This window comes from Gelidibacter sediminis (assembly GCF_004364975.1).
GTDB lineage: Bacteria > Bacteroidota > Bacteroidia > Flavobacteriales > Flavobacteriaceae > Gelidibacter > Gelidibacter sediminis.
Genome location: NZ_SOBW01000007.1, coordinates 1,491,217 through 1,510,432, shown reverse-complemented (window position 1 = coordinate 1,510,432; position 19,216 = coordinate 1,491,217). Strand labels below are relative to the sequence as shown.

17 protein-coding genes are annotated in these 19,216 nt (G+C 36.9%); 2 read left to right on the top strand and 15 right to left on the bottom strand.

What is annotated here, in order from left to right:
- Nucleotides 1–3 precede the first annotated feature (3 nt).
- Nucleotides 4–636: a response regulator gene (locus BXY82_RS06450; protein ID WP_133757331.1), complete on the top strand. Its 633-nt coding sequence runs from the start codon at nucleotides 4–6 to the stop codon at nucleotides 634–636.
- Here BXY82_RS06450 and dnaG read toward each other — a convergent pair whose 3' ends face one another.
- The 13 genes from dnaG to rsgA form a co-directional block, all read right to left on the bottom strand.
- Nucleotides 637–2,601: a DNA primase gene (dnaG, locus tag BXY82_RS06445; RefSeq protein ID WP_133757330.1), complete on the bottom strand. Its 1,965-nt coding sequence runs from the start codon at nucleotides 2,599–2,601 to the stop codon at nucleotides 637–639.
- Between the two features lie 210 nt (nucleotides 2,602–2,811).
- Entirely contained in the window at nucleotides 2,812–3,873 is a 1,062-nt protein-coding gene (locus BXY82_RS06440; protein WP_133757329.1) for a hypothetical protein, read from the bottom strand.
- 59 nt (nucleotides 3,874–3,932) lie between these two features.
- On the bottom strand, nucleotides 3,933–4,673 hold the full coding sequence (locus BXY82_RS06435) for a hypothetical protein (RefSeq protein WP_133757328.1): 741 nt from the start codon (nucleotides 4,671–4,673) through the stop codon (nucleotides 3,933–3,935).
- A complete protein-coding gene (locus BXY82_RS06430) occupies nucleotides 4,648–5,223 on the bottom strand; it encodes an RNA polymerase sigma factor (protein ID WP_133757327.1) in 576 nt (191 codons plus the stop codon). The genes BXY82_RS06435 and BXY82_RS06430 overlap by 26 nt, the downstream gene beginning before the upstream one ends.
- A gap of 130 nt (nucleotides 5,224–5,353) precedes the next feature.
- The gene (locus BXY82_RS06425; RefSeq protein ID WP_133757326.1) at nucleotides 5,354–6,331 is read right to left on the bottom strand and encodes a polyprenyl synthetase family protein; all 978 of its coding nucleotides are present in this window, start codon (nucleotides 6,329–6,331) and stop codon (nucleotides 5,354–5,356) included.
- A 172-nt stretch (nucleotides 6,332–6,503) separates the two neighbouring features.
- On the bottom strand, nucleotides 6,504–7,544 hold the full coding sequence (gene rlmN, locus BXY82_RS06420) for a 23S rRNA (adenine(2503)-C(2))-methyltransferase RlmN (RefSeq protein WP_133757325.1): 1,041 nt from the start codon (nucleotides 7,542–7,544) through the stop codon (nucleotides 6,504–6,506).
- Between the two features lie 248 nt (nucleotides 7,545–7,792).
- On the bottom strand, nucleotides 7,793–8,842 hold the full coding sequence (queA, locus tag BXY82_RS06415; protein WP_133757324.1) for a tRNA preQ1(34) S-adenosylmethionine ribosyltransferase-isomerase QueA: 1,050 nt from the start codon (nucleotides 8,840–8,842) through the stop codon (nucleotides 7,793–7,795).
- A gap of 185 nt (nucleotides 8,843–9,027) precedes the next feature.
- The gene (locus BXY82_RS06410) at nucleotides 9,028–10,260 is read right to left on the bottom strand and encodes a 3-phosphoshikimate 1-carboxyvinyltransferase (RefSeq protein ID WP_133757323.1); all 1,233 of its coding nucleotides are present in this window, start codon (nucleotides 10,258–10,260) and stop codon (nucleotides 9,028–9,030) included.
- Nucleotides 10,261–10,520: 260 nt separating this feature from the next.
- On the bottom strand, nucleotides 10,521–10,847 hold the full coding sequence (locus BXY82_RS06405; RefSeq protein WP_133757322.1) for a nucleotide pyrophosphohydrolase: 327 nt from the start codon (nucleotides 10,845–10,847) through the stop codon (nucleotides 10,521–10,523).
- Between the two features lies 1 nt (nucleotide 10,848).
- On the bottom strand, nucleotides 10,849–12,855 hold the full coding sequence (locus tag BXY82_RS06400; RefSeq protein WP_133757321.1) for a DUF3857 domain-containing protein: 2,007 nt from the start codon (nucleotides 12,853–12,855) through the stop codon (nucleotides 10,849–10,851).
- 4 nt (nucleotides 12,856–12,859) lie between these two features.
- Nucleotides 12,860–14,761, bottom strand: coding sequence for a DUF3857 domain-containing protein (locus tag BXY82_RS06395; RefSeq protein WP_243835707.1), 1,902 nt, complete (start codon nucleotides 14,759–14,761; stop codon nucleotides 12,860–12,862).
- 51 nt (nucleotides 14,762–14,812) lie between these two features.
- Nucleotides 14,813–15,265, bottom strand: a complete 453-nt coding sequence (dtd, locus tag BXY82_RS06390; protein ID WP_133757320.1) for a D-aminoacyl-tRNA deacylase — start codon at nucleotides 15,263–15,265, stop codon at nucleotides 14,813–14,815.
- 126 nt (nucleotides 15,266–15,391) lie between these two features.
- A complete protein-coding gene (gene rsgA, locus BXY82_RS06385) occupies nucleotides 15,392–16,339 on the bottom strand; it encodes a ribosome small subunit-dependent GTPase A (protein ID WP_133757319.1) in 948 nt (315 codons plus the stop codon).
- A gap of 92 nt (nucleotides 16,340–16,431) precedes the next feature.
- Between rsgA and BXY82_RS06380 the strand changes: the two genes are divergently transcribed.
- The gene (locus BXY82_RS06380; RefSeq protein ID WP_133757318.1) at nucleotides 16,432–17,079 is read left to right on the top strand and encodes a hypothetical protein; all 648 of its coding nucleotides are present in this window, start codon (nucleotides 16,432–16,434) and stop codon (nucleotides 17,077–17,079) included.
- 103 nt (nucleotides 17,080–17,182) lie between these two features.
- Here the strand turns inward: BXY82_RS06380 and BXY82_RS06375 are convergent, their stop codons facing one another.
- Nucleotides 17,183–18,265 (bottom strand): bifunctional 3-deoxy-7-phosphoheptulonate synthase/chorismate mutase type II, encoded by a 1,083-nt coding sequence (locus tag BXY82_RS06375; RefSeq protein ID WP_133757317.1) that lies wholly within the window; start codon nucleotides 18,263–18,265, stop codon nucleotides 17,183–17,185.
- A gap of 98 nt (nucleotides 18,266–18,363) precedes the next feature.
- Nucleotides 18,364–19,215, bottom strand: coding sequence for a prephenate dehydrogenase (locus BXY82_RS06370; protein ID WP_133757316.1), 852 nt, complete (start codon nucleotides 19,213–19,215; stop codon nucleotides 18,364–18,366).
- Nucleotide 19,216 lies beyond the last annotated feature (1 nt).

Genomic DNA, 19,216 nt, shown 5'->3' with positions numbered 1-19,216 from the left:
ATTATGATTAAGGTTCTGGTTGTGGATTACCATCCCATTGTTAGAGAAGGCTTTTCTTTGCTATTTAAGAATGATCCTGACATAGAAGTTGTAGGAACAGTGGCTACGGGTATTGAGATTTTTGAGTTTATTAGACGCTTTCAAGTGGATGTCATAATTTCTGAAATTGATCTCCCAGAACTTAATGGAATAACGGCTTTAAGGGCTATTAAAAAAGAAAATACTGATTTAAAAGTGATTATGTTCAGTCACCAACCTGAAGAAATTTACGCCATCAGCACTATAAAGGCAGGCGCATCAGGATACTTGTCCAAGACCGTAGCTACAGCAACCATTAAAGAAGCAATCCATAAGGTGCATAGCGGTGAAGTTTATTTGAGTGAGGTGATGGCCAAGCACTTAAACTATAATGACACGCGAAACAAGAAAAGCAAACTTTACAAACGACTTTCCACCCGCGAAGTGGAAGTCTTAAAATTACTTTCATCGGGCAAAAAAAATAAGGAAATTGCTTTAGAACTTGATATCAATGAAAAAACAGTCAGCACCTATAAAGCACGCCTCTTCAAAAAATTAAATGTGAGTAATTTGGTTGACTTAATTCACCAAGCCGAACATATGGGTTCAGTACAATAGTTACCCACTTACAACTTTTCCTAATTTTTTAGACAATAGTGTTTTGAGCCTTAAATAGTCTCTCACATCTTCCATAATGGTTGTCGTATTGACATTTGGTCTATTGATATCCGCTTGGTATTCAACTACCTTCTGATCAATTAGAAAACATCTCAGACTTAAAATGGTTTGCGTGACCAATTGGGCGATGGTTTCCCTCTTTTCTTTAGGTACGATGTGATTACGCTCCCAATCGTGAAGACTATAACGTTCATCATTCATCAAAATAGTGGTGACTTCATTTGCCATATTTTGATCGAGCTTATTTATAAAATCCTTTAATTGAAATTCCGCCGACTGGTGCAGTGCATCGATAATAACGTAGTATAAATTTTTAAACCCTTCATCAGAAAATTGCATTTCATCCTCTTGCAAGTCCAAATATATCTTTTCAAACACCTTAGCTTCATGGATGACGGGCTCCAATTTCAATTCTCCAGATTTCTCATCCTCCTTCAACACCAAATCTTCAAATTGTTCAGTTTCATTGCCGTAAAGCAACAAAATCTCAATAATTTTAAGTTCCAGTTCATATTGATGGTTAATCTTTTGGGTGGGCTTTTCCGTACGCACTACTTCAAAAGCACGTTGTTCAGGTGGTGGTTGACTTCCTAGGTCTTGAGAACCCTTTTTATTGATCTGTGCTAAAGTAGTAAACAACACTTGCTCACTAATATCCATAATATTAGAGCATTCTCTAATATAAATTTCACGCTTAATGGGATCAGGGATTTTTGCAATACTATTAACAATTTCTCGAATGGTATCTGCTTTTTTTATCGGGTCGTTCTTCGCATCTTCCACCAACAAGGATGCTTTAAATTGAATAAAATCTTTAGCATTCTCTTCTAGATACTCCGTAAGCTCTTCCACAGTATTCTGTCTGGCAAAACTGTCAGGGTCATCTCCTTTCGGGAAAGTACACACCTTAACGTTCATACCTTGTTCCAAAATTAAATCTATCCCCCTTAAAGAAGCCCGCAATCCTGCAGCATCCCCATCAAATAGGACGGTTATATTCTTGGTCAGGCGATTGATCAATCTGATTTGTTCCGGTGATAACGCTGTCCCTGATGACGCCACCACATTTTTGATTCCTGTCTGATAAAATTGGATAACATCCGTATAGCCTTCTACCAAATAACAGTTGTCTTCTTTGGCAATTGCTTGTTTGGCGTGAAACAGGCCGTAAAGAATTTTACTTTTATGATACACCTCACTTTCCGGTGAGTTCATGTATTTTGCTGCCTTTTTATCGGCTCCTAAAATTCGACCACCAAATCCTAAAATCCGACCGCTCATACTGTGGATTGGAAACATGACACGCCCTTTAAATCGGTCAAAACGTTTGTCCTCCTTAACGATCGTCAAGCCTGTTTTTTCAAGAAATTGAATTTGGTAACCTTTTTTTAGTGCTTCATCAGTAAAGCCTTGCCACTCATCAAGAGAATAACCAAGATTAAATGCTTTTATAGTGTCAACAGTAAATCCACGCTCCTTAAAATAACTGAGTCCTATCGATTTGCCTTGATCGGTTTTATGCAGAATTTTTTGAAAATACGTGTTGGCAAACTCATTGACCAAATACAGACTTTCGCGCTCATTGGCCTCTTCTTTCAGTTCGTTGGTTTGCTCTGTTTCTTCAATTTCAATATTGTACTTTCGGGCCAAATATTTGATGGCTTCGGGATAGGTAAAATGCTCGTGCTCCATTAAAAATGTGACAGCATTTCCACCTTTGCCGCTACTAAAATCTTTCCAGATTTGTTTTACCGGACTCACCACAAAACTTGGCGAACGTTCATCGCTAAAAGGACTCAAGCCTTTAAAATTACTTCCCGATTTTTTGAGGTTGACGAAATCGCCAATAACCTCCTCAACACGGGCGGTTTCAAACACTTGCTCTATGGAAAATCTTGAGATCAAAGCTTAGGTTAATTTTTTGTAAAAATAGTATAAAGTAAATAAACATTAGAACAATATGACCGTAGCATTTTGCTTTTTAAAAATAAAACAATTGTTGATTCACAAAAACACTTACAAGATAACTGGACTTCTAAAAATATGCAGATATTAAACAAGGGCCATGAAAATTTTTAAGGCCCTTGTTTTGACTAACAAAAAATAATTAATTGACTAATCTAAAGCCCAACGCAGTCCTAAAGACACATTACGCTGATCCACATCTTGATTTTTAAACACCGTATTTAAGTTGTATTTCGCATAGATACTAAAGTCGCCCACACCAACATAACCACTTATACCGTACACCAAACTATTGGTGTTAAAATCTGATCTTATTTTTTCCTTTTGACTATTTCCATCTACTTCATATTTTAATTTTTGCACCGTACTTAAATTCAAACCGGCAAACCCACCTAAGCCTATTTTAAACTGATTGTCATTAAAATATCTAATGCGGTCTCCATAATCCTTCAATTTTGACGGACCAAATTCAAAATGTACCGGAACAACCAAGCTCGTGGTTCTGAATTTTGATTTTTTGAGGTTGAGAGGATAAGTTTCTAAAGCAGTTTCTTTACCATTCTCAACAAAATATTGATTGTCCTTGATGGTTAGTTTATTCCATTGAAACGCTAGTCCATAATTAACCCGCATAAAATTTGAGTTTTTCAGCACTCTCGTACTCCATATCCAACCCAATTCTACAAACCCTGATCCTCCAATTTCGTAAGGCGAATCCTCTAAACTTTGGCTGTCCATAATTGTATTGTTAAATCCAATGGCAAATAGCAGCTTATTGCTAGTCCGGATATCATATTTTGGGGTAGAATCCTTAGCAAATGACATGATTTTCTTTTGACCAATCGAAATCACGAAATTTGTGTCTATAGCTTGTTTAGCCGCATAATACTCAGGATTTCGCTTTATAAGAGCTATCTGACTATCTACAATAGATAAACGATTTTCGATATTTAAGGCGCGCTTTTCTGCCATTTCCTGCTTTAACGTGTCTGCTTGTAGCTTGGTAATCTCTCCTTTTTCAAAACGCTTATGAATTGTCTCAACTTCAGATTTTAAAGATGCTTTTTCATGTTGAGTAATGCTATCCTTAAACTGAATTAATCTTTCAATTCGTAGTTCAGCCTGGTTCTTTTGAAGAGTGTCTTGAGCCTGCGTTTTCCCTATTATTAAGCACAAGCTTGCCAGCACAATACATTTGATAATTGTGTTCATAGTGTTCGATTTTTGATTAATGAAAATTTTTAAGTTTCCTGTTGACGAAAAGAACAGGGTTAATGTTGACGTTCTACAACCGCAGTTCTTATAGTTTCATAACTGTTTTTTAGCGCCTCGAATATTTTGTTTCGGAAAGATTCCTGCAAATCCATTTCGACCTCGCGTAACAGTGTGTTGGCATTAACAGTATAATTGGCTTCTCGCATTGCGGATTTATAATGTATTTCTCTTTGGGCATTTGTCAACAACGCCTCAATATCGGCATCTGTTATCGGTTGCCCTTTTCTTTTTATATCTTGAATTTGGGCCACAATTTCGGTGACCTTTTGATTTTCCGAAGTTTTCAATGCGCTCTTAGGGAGTACTGGATTGTTTTTTGCTATTTGAGTATTTTGTTGTGTTGGTGAGGGAATAAGCCCTTGCGATTTTATCGGGTGTTTTGTATTTTCCTCTTCCTCTATAGGTTCAGCGGGAGCCAGCACTTTCCTTTGCTCCACCAATTGTTGCTTCTGTTGCGGTTGATCCACTTCTAAAGTTTGCTCATCCAGGTGTTCTTGTGTGTCCACAAGAATTGGATTTTGAACTTCGGGAGTGTTCCCGCTAAAAAACATAGTGGTTATAAACAATACCGCCGTAACGCTGGCTGCGATCCCAATCCACCAATACATTGGTTTGGTTTGCTGTTTTTCAGACGCATCCAATCGCTCAGACAAGGTGTTCCATGAGGTTTCAGAGGGTTTTATCACTCTCTTCTCAAGCGCATCTTTTACATCATCTTCCCATTTCACTTGTTTCATTGTGTCGCTTATTTATTGTGTTAATCCTTTGCTGCAGCAATTGTTTTGCTTTAAACAACTGCGATTTTGAAGTTCCTTCAGTGATGTTCAATACCGTTGCAATTTCTTGATGTTTATAACCTTCAATAGCGTACATCACAAAAACCATTTTATAACCTTCCGGCAATTCATCAATGTGCCGCTGAATCTCATCCACTTCAATATCGGATTCAATAGTATTGTCGTGCTGATGTACAACTTCAACATCTTCAACTGAAAATTCAATAGCTTTTTGTTGCCTCAAAAACGAAATCGCTTCCCGTACCATAATTTTCCGAAGCCATCCTTCAAAACTGCCTGCATCCTTAAAATCCTTTAAATTGGTAAAGGCTTTCAAAAATCCGTTGAGCATCACGTTTTCTGCGTGTTGAAGATCCTTTATATAATAGCGACAAATACTCAACATTTTTGGAGCATGTGTTTCATAAAGCACATGTTGCGCCTCACGGTTATTTTTAGCCGCTTTTTTAATGAGTTGGATGTTGTTATTATGTAATTGGATAACTTTCAAGAATTGCGCTGATTAGGTCTTCTATTTATAAAGACGTTAATTTAATGCAAAAGGTTGCCTGAGGTTGTAGAAATAATGTTGAAATATTAGAGATAGTCTATAAAGAAGAGAAACAGAAGCGCTAAATTTCCTATTTTTTCCTGTCAATCACGTAATTGACCATCAGTAATAACGATGCCTTAAATTGAGAATCGGGATAGGTATTGAGAAGTTGTAGGGCTTCCTCTTGAAAAGCCATCATTTTCGTAACCGCATAATCGAGTCCGCCTTTACTTTTTACAAACGCAATCACTTCCTTGACACGTTTTTTATCTTTATTTTTATTTTTGACTGAATTAATCAACCAAGATTTCTCCTTTTTCATACAATTGTTGATGGCGTAAATCAGCGGCAAGGTCATTTTCTGTTCCTTGATATCGATCCCAGTTGGCTTTCCAATAGCTTCATTGCCATAATCGAACAAGTCGTCTTTAATTTGAAAGGCCATACCAATCAACTCGCCAAACTTGCGCATGGTTTCAACATCAGGAGAGTTTGGTTTAACGGATGCCGCACCCAGACTGCAACAAGCTGCAATGAGCGTTGCGGTTTTTTGGCGGATAATTTCGTAATAAATGTCTTCCGTAATGTCTAGCTGGCGCGCTTTCTCAATTTGGAGCAATTCGCCTTCACTCATTTCCCTTACGGCAACGGAGATGATTTTAAGAAGGTCAAAATCGTTATTATCGATGGAGAGCAACAAACCTTTGGACAAGAGATAGTCGCCAATAAGCACGGCAATTTTATTTTTCCACAGGGCGTTGACGGAGAAAAATCCGCGTCTTCTGTTACTATCATCAACCACATCATCATGCACCAAGGTGGCGGTATGGATCAACTCGATTACCGCGGCACCTCTATAGGTGCGTTCACTCACATTGCCATTGTTAACCATTTTAGCGACGAGAAATACGAACATAGGCCGCATTTGCTTCCCTTTTCTGTTAACGATGTAGGTGGTAATCCGGTTTAAAAGCGCCACTTTTGAAGACATAGAAAGTAGAAACTTTTGTTCAAAAAGTTCCATCTCATAGACAATAGGCTGCTTTATTTGCTCTACAATTTTCAATTGAATGTCGTCCTGTAAAATTTGTTAACAAACGTACTAAAAATGGCCATGAAATGCTATTAATAAGAAAAGAAAGCGGTCTTTGTCATTAGAAAAATACCAATAATTTAACGCACTCTCACTAAACATTTTAAATATTTTAAAGCGCTTCGATACATAAATCACATAAAAATTAAGATTTATTGGCCAATTGACCGCAGGCGGCGTCAATATCTTTACCTCTAGAACGTCTTACCGTGACCGTAATATTATTGGCTTCCAACATAGAGATATACATGTCTAAAGCAGCATTATCCGCTTGTTGGAATTGTCCGTCATCAATAGGATTATATTCAATTAAATTGACCTTGCTTGGCGCAAACTTGCAAAATTTAATCAAGGCTTCTACATCTTTTTTCTTATCGTTGATGCCATTCCAAACCACATACTCATAAGTAATAGTGTTTTTGGTTTTGGCATACCAATACTCCAATGCTTCCCTCAAATCGGCCAATGGGAACGTGGCGTTAAATGGCATTATAGAAGTTCGGACCTCATCAATAGCAGAATGCAGAGAGACGGCAAGGCCGAATTTAACTTCATCATCCGCCATCTTCTTGATCATTTTGGGCACCCCAGAGGTAGACACAATTATACGTTTTGGAGACATCCCCAAACCTTCTTTGGAAGTAATTTTCTCTATAGCTTTCAGCACATTGTTGTAGTTCATAAGCGGTTCTCCCATACCCATAAACACAATATTACTCAACGGTCTGTTAAAATATAAGCGACTTTCTTTATCAATGGCAACCACCTGATCAAAAATTTCATCAGGATTAAGATTTCGCATACGCTTCAAACGTGCAGTTGCACAGAATTTACAGTCTAGGCTACAACCTACTTGAGATGACACACAGGCCGTGGTACGTTTTGCCGTAGGAATCAATACAGATTCTACAATCAAACCATCATGCAGACGCACAGCATTCTTAACGGTACCATCAGAACTGCGCTGCATTTGATCAACTTCAATATGATTGATCACAAAATGATCTTCGAGCACCTGGCGCATCTCTTTCGAGATATTCGTCATATCCTCAAACTTATGCGCGCCTTTATTCCAGAGCCACTCATAAACTTGATTGCCTCTAAACTCCTTATCACCTTGCTCGACAAAGAATTCTCGGAGTTGTGCTTTTGATAGTGCGCGTATGTCTTTTTTTGTTGTCTCCATTGCAAATGCAAAAATAACGAAAGCAAACTACTTGAAGGTGAAAGTAACGTTGAAATTGAAGCTGAATTTGAAGTTGAATTTGAAGTTGAATTTGAAGTTGAAAATGAAACCGAATTAGAACTTGAGATAATTGCTGTAAAATTATTCACTAAAAACTTGACTGGAACTGAAAACTGAGGACTGCAAACTGAGGACTAAAAAAAAGCCCCATCCAAAAGAATGAGGCCCATAATTATATGTATATAATTTTAGATAATCAACATAGCGTCCCCATAGGTATAGAAGCGATATTTTTCTTTTACAGCCTCTTCATAGGCTTGTTTCATGAAGTCATGACCCGCAAATGCAGAAACCATCATCAATAGTGTTGATTTTGGCGTATGGAAATTAGTGATCATACAGTTAGCGATGCTAAACTCATAAGGAGGGAAAATAAACTTGTTTGTCCATCCTGAAAACTCATTAAGTGTACCGCTAGAAGATACTGAACTTTCTATTGCTCTCATAGCAGTAGTCCCTACAGCACAAACTCTCTTTTTCTTAGTTTTCGCATTATTGACAATGTCCGCAGCTTTTTGATCCACGAAAGCTTCTTCACTATCCATTTTATGTTTGGATAAATCTTCTACCTCAACTGGATTAAAAGTCCCTAATCCGACGTGAAGTGTTACCTCTGCAAAATCAATCCCTTTAATTTCCAAACGTTTTAGTAAGTGTTTAGAGAAATGTAAACCTGCCGTTGGTGCTGCAACAGCCCCTTCATTTTTGGCAAAAATAGTTTGGTAGCGCTCTTCATCTTCTGGCTCAACCTCTCTTTTGATGTATTTAGGAAGTGGTGTCTCTCCTAATTCAGTTAATTTCTTACGGAATTCTTTATAGGAACCATCGTATAAAAAACGCAAGGTACGTCCTCTAGAAGTTGTATTATCAATGACCTCAGCAACTAAAGTCTCATCATCACCAAAATATAATTTATTACCAATACGAATCTTACGGGCCGGATCAACCAAAACATCCCATAAGCGTTGCTCTTCATTAAGCTCTCTTAATAAAAACACTTCAATTCTCGCTCCTGTTTTTTCTTTGTTACCGTATAAACGTGCCGGAAAAACTTTGGTATTGTTGAGGATCATGACATCTCCTTCATCAAAATAATCAATAACATCCTTAAATAATTTATGTTCAATTGTCTTATTTTTTCTATCCAAGACCATCAAACGCGCTTCATCTCTATGTTCAGAAGGATGCTCAGCTAATAATTCTTCAGGAAGTTTAAAATTAAAATGGGATAATTTCATGTTTTAATATGTTTATTTTAATTGATCAGACCTATCTGCCAACAGATCTCGGGATTATGTTTTCTACCACACCGCGTGTTCTTTACTCAGTTATAGGGAATTTACAGCACGATTTGTATAGATTTTTTTTGCAAGCTGCAAATATACAATCTCAAAGTAGGGGTTGTCAAGTAAATGACTGATTATTATTCTGATATTTTAAATCCGATGCTTTTTAAATCATCCCAAAAGGCGGGATAGGATTTTGAAACGACCATAGCGTCTTCAATATGTAGATTTGTTTTTAGGGCTAAAGGCGCAAAAGCCATAGCCATCCTATGATCGTGATAAGTTGCGATACTTACACTGTCTTTAATTTGGGCAGAAGCATATAATTGTAAAGCTTCATTGGTAATGTCAACGCGAGCGCCTAATTTTTCCAATTCGGTCTTTAAGGCCACCAATCGGTCAGTTTCTTTAATTTTTAGGGTGTGCAATCCGGTTAAATGGCATGACAATCCCAATCCAAAACAGGTTACCGCAATTGTTTGGGCAATATCGGGCGCATTTTGGAGCTGACAATCGATGCTTCTCAGCTGTGATTCCGTTGCCTTTAAAAGTGTGATAGAATTCTCATTAAAAGTCGTGATGACCCCAAAATCGGTATAAATTGACGCCAAAACCGAATCGCCTTGTAGACTGTCTTTTTTATAGTACGATAAATTGATTTTAGTTCCCACAGGACTCAAAGCAACGATGCTGTAAAAATAGGACACTGATGACCAATCGCTTTCAACTGTCAATACCTGTTGTTGCTGATTTAGTTTTTCAAGTGGGTGGACAGTTATGATATTATTTTCAAAAGTGGTTTTGACACCAATTTGATTGAGTAAATTCAAGGTCATGTTGATATATGGAACCGATGTAATTTCGCCTTCTAAAGTTAATTCCAAACCATTTTTTAATTTTGGCGCAATCAACAGCAAGGCGGAAATATACTGGCTACTTACGTTTGCTTTAAGAGTTACTTTATCATTAGTCAGTGATTTTCCTTTAATCTGTAACGGAGGGCAGCCCTCGTTCTCTAAATAAGAAATATCGGCGCCTAAAGCATTCAAGGCCTCCACCAAAACCTGTATTGGGCGTTCTTTCATTCGGGTAGAACCAGTGATCACAATTTCTCTACCCTCTTGAGTCGCAAAAAATGCAGTCAAAAAACGCATGGCAGTACCGGCATGAGACACATCGATTAGATTTGAGGTTGATGCCAATGCTTTTTGCATCACTTCAGAATCGTCAGAATTGGAAACATTTTCAATCTTGAGTTCTGGGTATAACGCTTGAAGCAACAAAAGTCTATTTGATTCACTTTTTGAACCCGTAATGACAATATTTGGAAGCGTTTCTAATAAGGTAGATTTATGAAGTGTGAACAACATGGGAATAAAAATTTACAATTTTTGGATTTACGATTTACGAAAATAGAAAAGCTATTTCAAAAAGTGCCACAAAGACTCATTAAGTTTCACAAAGCAGGAGTGGGATTGGTGATTTTTGATTGATGATATTTGATTTATGAATTACGATTAAGGATTGATAAGGTTCTCAGTCTTCAGTTGGCAGTCTTCAGTTCTCAGTCCTAAGTTGTCAGTATTCAGTGTTCATTTTCGATTTCATCTTCAATTTCAATCTCAACACTCTATTTCAACTTCTCATTCTTATGATGCCTATCGTGATCGCGCTTGGTTTTCTTTTCCATTTTTTTATCGAAAGCCTCCTGGAGATCGATACCTGTTTGATTGGCTAAGCACAACACTACAAAAACGACGTCGGCCAATTCTTCACCAAGATCTTTATCCTTATCGCTTTCCTTTTCACTCTGTTCACCATAACGTCGGGCAATAATCCTCGCAACTTCACCTACCTCTTCCGTGAGTTGTGCCATATTGGTCAACTCATTAAAATAGCGAACGCCGTGGGTTTTAATCCACTCATCCACATTTAATTGCGCATTCTTGATGTCCATATTATATTTTTTTAAGTACAATCTTTTCCGTTTGCTTTTCTGCCATCATCTGATTAAAACCTTTAAAACCAACATAATCATCAGGCAAAATAAAATGCTGTTTCATATCTAGGCTGATAACAAATTGCAACATCTTACCATTTTCATTTGCAATATACTTAAACTCGCCATCACTGTCATTAAATTTGATTAAAGCACTTTCAGGCATAGACTCTACAATATACCCTTCAGGAAGCATAATGTTCACCAAGTATTTATCATTAAAAGGATATATATAATCTATCGGATACTCTCTTTCTGCCTGTTTAAAAGGGTTCTCATTTAATGCAAGAAACAACATTGGAGTAATAAACACCTTGTCTCCTATTTTCTCTATTCCACTCTTCAAATTATAGTCGTACGTGTATGAGATGGGTTGATAGACATCATCCATATCATTAATTTCATAATTTGAGACTTCAATTTCACCTTTATCTTTTTCAACGGCCATCAACCTTTCTTCTGCATTATAATTTTGATATTTGCTTCTGAAATTTTTAGCAGCAAAGGAAGTCATTTGGTGTTTTACATTGCCGTCAATACTAAGATCTTCATTTATCTTAACGTTTAATAGAACCACTTCTCTAACGGGTTCTTTAGGTGTCAAATCATACCAAGCTGAACTACCAGATTCCCTAACAATTCGTCCCTGCCAATTTACGGCATGTATAGGAAGGACATTTGCTGTTGCATATTTATCAGTGGCATCTAGTATTAAAACATCATTAGGCATCTCAACTGCAGCCACAACATAATTAAATCCGCCAGTACCCGGGTATAGAGCCACATCGTTAGAACGTGTGCTAATTAACATTGGGTTGGCATTAATATTTGCATATCGCAACATAGACGTGAGCATTAAATTGATGTCTGCAACATTACCTACACCTTCTTTGTAGGCTTGCCTGACACCATTTTCGGCTAAATAACCATAATAATTGTTCCATTTTACTTTAGATTTTACGAAATCGTAAATCAAATTAATTTTTTCAGATTCAGTTTTAACGTCCTTAATTAATGTAATAATGTCATCTTTGTAATAGTTATCCTGTTTTAATTGCGCTCCAAAATCAGTATTATCATAAATTGTTTTGGACACCTCATCCCAAGTTGTAGCATAATTGGTTATAGCACCATTTACATCTTTAAAATACGTGTATTCCCAAATTAATTTAGTACGATAGGTGTTTAACTCACTCACATACTCTTCATCTTTAAGTGCAGGAACATCGGATAATTTTATTTCGGTCTGATTCTCATTAAACTCCCATTTATTATTGGAGAAGTTCGTATTTGTAGAAGTATGTTTTTCTCTATTTTTAGTTACTATGGTCTCTGACCTATGGACCACAGAGTTATTAATCTTTGGAATATAGGTAGCTCGTGGATTGACATATTTATTAAAATTGAAAAACTCTGGAATTCTAACCGAAATCTCTAATTCCTTAACAGGAATCGTGAATTGCAAATTCATGTCGTCAATACTGATATAAGGCGATTTAATGCGATACTCAAATTCAATGACACAACCCTCAGAGACATTAGGCATGGTAAATTTTTCCATAGCCCAATACTTACTTACATTTTCTTTAAACTTACCTTCCTTCTTAAGTTTGGTTTCTTCAATTTTCCCATTGACTAGATTGTAGGTGATTGCTTTAATACTATTAACGTCCTCTCTTTTTGATCCGTCTTCACGAACGCGAATTTCTTCTGTTGCCCAGTCAAACCCATCTTTGTTATATATTTTAATGCGCTTATGGACTTCAGTTATCTTAACGAATCCATCATCGGCATTATAATCATAATAGGTTTTTTGATTGAGGTATAGAATGGTGGCATTTGCTTCAGGTTCTTTGGGATTATTTACTTCTTGAAGTTCTTCCTTAGACACTTTTCCAAATCTAAAATCTTGAGCAAAAGACCAATTATAGGCCAAAAAAATAAGTAGGTAGGTAATTTTTTTCATGGGGTTATGATTTAGATTTTAATATAATTCTCGATTTGTCATGTTTTACAATTTCCAACCAAAACTCTCTGAACGCTTCATAATCTTCTTTTTCATAAGCGCCTTTGTTTAAAGTAAATATGCGATTATAAACTAAACTGTTCTGAGAGGTTTGGGTTATTGTAGACTCATATTCGCCAAACTGTGTTTTGAGATGAATGGGCTCTTGCAGTGCTTCAACCTCAAAATCTTCAGGGATTGAAATGGTGTAGGAATCTCTATCATGGAATCCACGCTCTATTTCAAATGGGAGTTTCCTGTCACGGTAGCGTGGCGGGACAGCGGAGAGCACGTTAAATAAATTGGGACTTAACAATAATCTATTTCCTGTTTTGGAAGCATATTTTGCAGCCTCCAAATTAATAGTTTCGGTAAAAACAATGCTATCCTTATCGTTTTTGTAGGTCATTGCCTCAATTTCTAAATTATTGATATAATTCCAATAGTCTTTATAGTGTAAGGCTTGTTCCTTTAAAGGTTTATTTTGTATGCCTTCATGATGTCCATACTGGGTTCCGTAAGAGTTCATTATAATATGGGCATTAATATCTCCAGTAGCTGTCAAAACTATCTGAGCATTAGTATCCAATAGATTTTCGGCAGCAGTATATACCTTAGTATGCACTATTTTGCCACCTTCTGGAGTTAAAATGAGCGCTGCTCTATCGTCTGTAAAATTAGCATTAAAACCAAACGGCACTGTCTGACTTGTACATTCTAACCAAATATAATCATCGTCTGTAGGAAGCGCTAAAATAACGTGATTGCCCTGTATGGATGAAAATGAAGCGTCAATATCCTTAATATCAGAACCACCATGAATTACTGTATAATAACTTTCAACCCCTATTTCATTCAATAGAGCTTTAGTATAGTTGGTAAGTCCCTTACAGTCCCCATACCCCAGTCTGTGCACATCTGATGCCAACATTGGCTTCCAGCCACCAATGCCAACTTGAACACTGATGTATCGTGTTTTGTTTTGCATGTATTGATAGACAATTTTTGCTTTCTCAATATCAGATGTTGCGCTTGCGGTAAGACTTTTTATTTCAACTTTGACGTCTGCTGGGAGTTCCTGAGTGTCTAAAATAAGGGCTTCATTCATCCATTTACCAAAATCTTTCCAATCAACATTGGAACCATCAACACCTTCCATTTCAAATTTGGTAAGGGTTGCCTTGAGCAAGGGGGCAAAATTATAAAAATCAGGACTATAAGATTCTGATTGTATTGCAGATAAATTCGTTGCTTTAAAAGAGAATTCATCGATTTTCTCAATACCAAACGCTTCAAAATTGTTGGTTTTGGTTTTGATGTCAACACCCGATGGATTACTGATTTTATAGGTGGCATTTTCTGTACTGGTAAAATAGCCTTCAATTGGTCGCCAACCAGGAATAAATCCTGTTGAGCTGTATTCAACCTCAGTCTCAAATAGAACGGTATATGGATAATCAATTGGGGTATAACGTAAATACTTTACCCTGCTGTCAGAATAAAGGGTACCGCCGGGCACGGCACTCATATCTTCAAAATCATTTTTCTTGATTTTTTTAATTTCGTCACCTGCAGAATTGTAAATACGCGCTTCCATTTTTTTAATGGAAATATTGTCATCATAACCCATTGCAGTCCCCACCTTGGAGTTGCCGGAAGAATTTAATATGGTGACAATACGTTTATTAGTAAACACCATTTTATTATAAGATTTGACTTCAATATGATTATCATCTAACCTTACAACGGCATTGGCGTTTTCTCTTAAACTTGTAGGAATCGTGTAGGAGCTCAATAGTTTTTCATCCTGTGCAACACATAGAATAGGAAAAACCAGAACAAAAATTAAGCGGTAAATTTTGATCATGGGGGCTTGTTAAAAAGCTAAAATATAACTTTTTACCAAATATCAAAGTGGTTATTCTAAATTTTTAGAATCCATAATTATGGTTACAGGACCGTCATTGATAAGTTCCACCTGCATATCAGCACCAAATTGACCTGTATGAATTTTCTTTCCGAGTTGCGCTTCCAATTCCGTTATAAATTGCTCGTATAATGGAATGGCCACATCAGGTTTGGCAGCCTTTATATAACTAGGTCTATTGCCTTTCTTAGTGGACGCATGGAGGGTGAATTGACTGACTACGATGGCGTCTCCATCAACATCTATCAGTGAGCGGTTCATGATGCCATTTTCATCTTCAAAAATACGCAGATTAGCTACTTTCCGAGTGAGCCATTGGATATCCTCAAACGTATCTTCATCTACAATACCCAAAAGAATTAATAATCCGTTGGCTATTGAAGCTACTTTCTCATTAGCGATGCTGACACTTGCTTTGGAAACTCTTTGAACAACTACTTTCATGATTGGTGAGGTCTTGGGAAGAAAAATTTAAAATAAATTAACGAATTTTAAAATGACGCAAAAATGAACTGCCAACTGAAGACTGAGAACTGCCAACTGAAGACTGAAGACTGAAGACTGAACCCCTTACTTCATCCATTCTTCCGTACGATAATGCTCATCATCACCTTCCAAAATCTGCAGGTAACTTCTGTAGCGCGAAAAAGAAACTTCATCTTTATCTAGTGCGTCTTTTACAGCACAATGTGGCTCTTCAACATGGAGACAATTATTGAATTTACAATCCTGTTTTAAGGCAAAAAATTCAGGGAAATAATCGCCAATTTCTTCCTTATCCATGTCTACCACACCAAAACCTTTAATTCCAGGAGTATCGATGATTTTTGCTCCAAAACTTAAATCATACATTTCAGCAAACGTAGTGGTATGCTGACCTTGCATATGTTGCATGGAAATTTCCTTGGTTTTAAGATCTAAATCTGGTTCTATAGCATTGACCAACGTCGATTTCCCAACGCCCGAATGCCCCGCAAACATGCTTGTTTTATCTTTCATCAAGCCTTTTAAATGCTCAATATTCTGCCCCGTCATTGCAGATACTTCTATACACTCGTAACCGATTTTTCGATAAACAGATTCAAGATATTTAACTTCCATTACATTATCGTCATCGTAAGTATCCATTTTATTGAATACTAATACCGTTTTAATTCCGTACGCTTGCGTAGTGACCAAAAAACGATCTATAAAACTGGTAAGTGTAGGCGGGTTATTGATGGTAATGAGCAAAAACACCTGATCAATATTTGAAGCAATAATGTGCGTTTGCTTAGAAAGGTTCACAGATTTACGAACAATGTAGTTTTCTCTGTCGTGAATGGTGTGAATAATGCCCGTAGTAACATTATCTAAGGTTTCGATATCAAAATCCACCACATCTCCAACCGCAATGGGGTTGGTGCTTTTGATGCCTTTCAGTCTGAATTTCCCTTTTATTCGGCAATCATACACAGCACCCAAATCTGTTTTTACGGTGTACCAACTTCCGGTAGATTTATATACTATTCCTGTCATTTTCCTACTGTAATTTACAGGACAAAATAACGCTTTTTAAATTGAAGAAAAAATGTATATTCGCTTTTAAATCTAAAAAACAACCCAACCTTATGAAAAAATTATTACCCGCTATTTTTTTGATTGCATTTATTATTAATGCGAAATCGCAAACCAACCTTTATGAAAATCCTCAATTTGATGACATTGCCAAAACACATAAAAGCATAGCCATTACACCGTTTAAAACTCAAGTAAAACTGAGACCTAAACAAATGAAAGATATGACTAGTGAACAATTAGATCGTATTGAGAAATCAGAAGGTGAAGGTATTCAAACGGCAATGTACTCTTGGTTTTTAAAACGTAAAAAGCGAGGAGATATGCAAACTATTGAAATTCAGGACCCAAAGGCAACTACTGCCCTATTGAATAAAAAAGACATTAATTATACAAACATTTCTAATTATACGCCACAAGAGTTAGCTGAAATTCTTGGTGTAGATGCCGTAATTAGTGGAGATTTTGAAACTGACAAGCCCATGTCTGAAGGTGCTTCAATTGCCTTAGGATTACTTGTTGGGTTTTGGGGTTCTACAAATAGTGCCGTTATAAATATGAGTGTCCACAATGCTGAGGATGGTGTCTTATTATGGAATTATAATAAAAAGGTAAAAGGCGGCATGGGAAGCAGCTCTGAAGATTTAATCAATATTTTAATGAGAAAAGCTTCAAGACGATTAAGCTACACTAAAAGCTAAATTGAACATGCCAATAAAAAGAGCTTATACTTGATAAAGTTGTATAACGGATATTCTGAAATTAAAAGAGGCTATTACTGTTATGAAATAGCCTCTTTAAGTTTTAGCCGTTAATGATCTTTTCCTGATGATTGATTGACTCTTGATGAATGGCCTTAAACATTTTAAGGATAAATTCTTCACTCAAACCGTTTTGCTCACCTTCTAATACCATCTTACCCAAAATTTCATTCCAACGTTTGCTTTGTAATACGGCAACGTTTTTCTGTTTTTTCAAGGCGCCAATTCCGTCAGCAATTTTCATGCGCTTGCCCATCATCTCAATAAGCTGATTGTCTACAACATCAATTTGAGCTCTCAAATTATTCAAATTGGTATTGTATTCCGCTTCTGGATCTGATTCTTTTCTAATTTTCAAATCGGACATCATTTGAATCAATGCTTTTGGTGTGACTTGCTGAGCAGCATCACTCCATGCCGCATCAGGATCGGTATGCGTTTCAATCATCAGTCCGTCAAAATTTAGATCTAAGGCTGTTTGAGACACGTCAAAAATCATATCACGTTTTCCTGTAATGTGCGAAGGATCGTTGATTAATGGTAAATCAGGGAATTTGGTTTGCAATTCAATTGCCAATTGCCATTCCGGATTATTTCTATATTTTGTTTTATCATAGGTTGAAAACCCTCTGTGGATGGCTCCCAATCTTTTAATATCGGCTGAAGCTAAACGTTCAATGGCACCCAACCAAAGCGGTAAATCTGGATTGACCGGATTTTTAACCAATACAATTTTATCTGTTCCTTTTAAGGCATCAGCAATTTCTTGAACAATAAAAGGGCTTACGGTAGAACGAGCACCAATCCAAAGCAAATCAATATCATGCTCCAAAGCCAATTCAACATGCGCTCTATTGGCGACTTCTGTTGCGGTTTTCATACCCGTTTCAGCTTTTACCTTTTGCAGCCATTTTAGACCTAGCGCACCAACACCTTCAAACATTCCTGGGCGTGTACGTGGTTTCCATATTCCTGCCCTATAATAACTCACATCCGTATCTTTTAACTGATGGGCGATGCCTAAGACTTGCTCTTCTGTTTCTGCACTACATGGGCCTGCAATGACCAATGGGTGATCTAATTTTAAATCATCCAACCATGTTCTTAACTCTTTCTTGTTTTCCATGTTACTCTTAATTACTATTACTATTCTTATTTAGTCGAGAAAAAATCACAAAAAATTGAATCTCTGCTTTCTTTGCTCTATTCTATACTCTATTTTCTCTATTCTATCCCGTTTAGTATCTCCTTAATGTGATTGGTGTTTTTCATTTCTGAATAAATGGCCTCAAAATCATCATCATGCATGAGCGCCCTGAATTTTGTCAGATTGCTGATATATTCATCCAAGGTTTCGAGGACGTTGGCTTTATTCTGTTTAAAGATTGGTGTCCACATTTCTGGTGAACTTTTTGCCAAACGCACGGTTGATGCAAATCCACTCCCTGCCATGTCAAAAATATCCCGTTCGTTTTTTTCTTTATCAATGACCGTTTTTCCTAACATAAATGCACTGATGTGCGATAAATGTGAGACATACGCAATGTGTTTGTCGTGTGCTTCAGGATTCATATACCGAATGCGCATGCCCAAATCAACAAACAATTGCAACGCTTTTTCTTGAAGCTTAAACGCTGTTTTTTCAACCTCACAAATGATGTTTGTCTTGTTTTTATACAATCCCAATATAGCGGCCTTCGGTCCAGAAAATTCCGTTCCTGCAATAGGATGCGTGGCTAAAAAATTACGTCGTTTGGGGTGCTGCTCAATCGCCTTACAAATTTCAGCTTTTGTAGAACCAACGTCCATTACCAAAGCATTGTCAGATACCAATTTCAACACCTTTATAATTTCAGTTACTGCTGCATCTACCGGAATGGACATGATCACCAAATCGGCGTGATTTAAATCTTCATAAGTAGCCTTGGCATCAATCACTTTCAATTGAATGGCTTCTTCCAAATGGGCATCGTTATGATCTATACCGAATACTTTTATCTTGGGGTCGTTTTTCTTAATATCGAGCGCCAAACTGCCGCCAATCAATCCTACCCCTATAATGTATATGTTTTTCATT

What these genes read in the sequence shown, in the direction of transcription:
- BXY82_RS06440 (WP_133757329.1), bottom strand. Translation starts at nt 3,873, where the DNA reads ATGAACACAATTATCAAATGTATTGTGCTGGCAAGCTTGTGCTTAATA.
- rsgA (WP_133757319.1), bottom strand. Translation starts at nt 16,339, where the DNA reads ATGACAGGAATAGTATATAAATCTACCGGAAGTTGGTACACCGTAAAA.
- BXY82_RS06395 (WP_243835707.1), bottom strand. Translation starts at nt 14,761, where the DNA reads ATGATCAAAATTTACCGCTTAATTTTTGTTCTGGTTTTTCCTATTCTA.
- queA (WP_133757324.1), bottom strand. Translation starts at nt 8,842, where the DNA reads ATGAAATTATCCCATTTTAATTTTAAACTTCCTGAAGAATTATTAGCT.
- BXY82_RS06435 (WP_133757328.1), bottom strand. Translation starts at nt 4,673, where the DNA reads ATGAAACAAGTGAAATGGGAAGATGATGTAAAAGATGCGCTTGAGAAG.
- BXY82_RS06380 (WP_133757318.1), top strand. Translation starts at nt 16,432, where the DNA reads ATGAAAAAATTATTACCCGCTATTTTTTTGATTGCATTTATTATTAAT.
- BXY82_RS06410 (WP_133757323.1), bottom strand. Translation starts at nt 10,260, where the DNA reads ATGTTGTTCACACTTCATAAATCTACCTTATTAGAAACGCTTCCAAAT.
- BXY82_RS06375 (WP_133757317.1), bottom strand. Translation starts at nt 18,265, where the DNA reads ATGGAAAACAAGAAAGAGTTAAGAACATGGTTGGATGATTTAAAATTA.
- BXY82_RS06405 (WP_133757322.1), bottom strand. Translation starts at nt 10,847, where the DNA reads ATGGACATCAAGAATGCGCAATTAAATGTGGATGAGTGGATTAAAACC.
- BXY82_RS06400 (WP_133757321.1), bottom strand. Translation starts at nt 12,855, where the DNA reads ATGAAAAAAATTACCTACCTACTTATTTTTTTGGCCTATAATTGGTCT.
- dtd (WP_133757320.1), bottom strand. Translation starts at nt 15,265, where the DNA reads ATGAAAGTAGTTGTTCAAAGAGTTTCCAAAGCAAGTGTCAGCATCGCT.
- BXY82_RS06370 (WP_133757316.1), bottom strand. Translation starts at nt 19,215, where the DNA reads ATGAAAAACATATACATTATAGGGGTAGGATTGATTGGCGGCAGTTTG.
- BXY82_RS06450 (WP_133757331.1), top strand. Translation starts at nt 4, where the DNA reads ATGATTAAGGTTCTGGTTGTGGATTACCATCCCATTGTTAGAGAAGGC.
- rlmN (WP_133757325.1), bottom strand. Translation starts at nt 7,544, where the DNA reads ATGGAGACAACAAAAAAAGACATACGCGCACTATCAAAAGCACAACTC.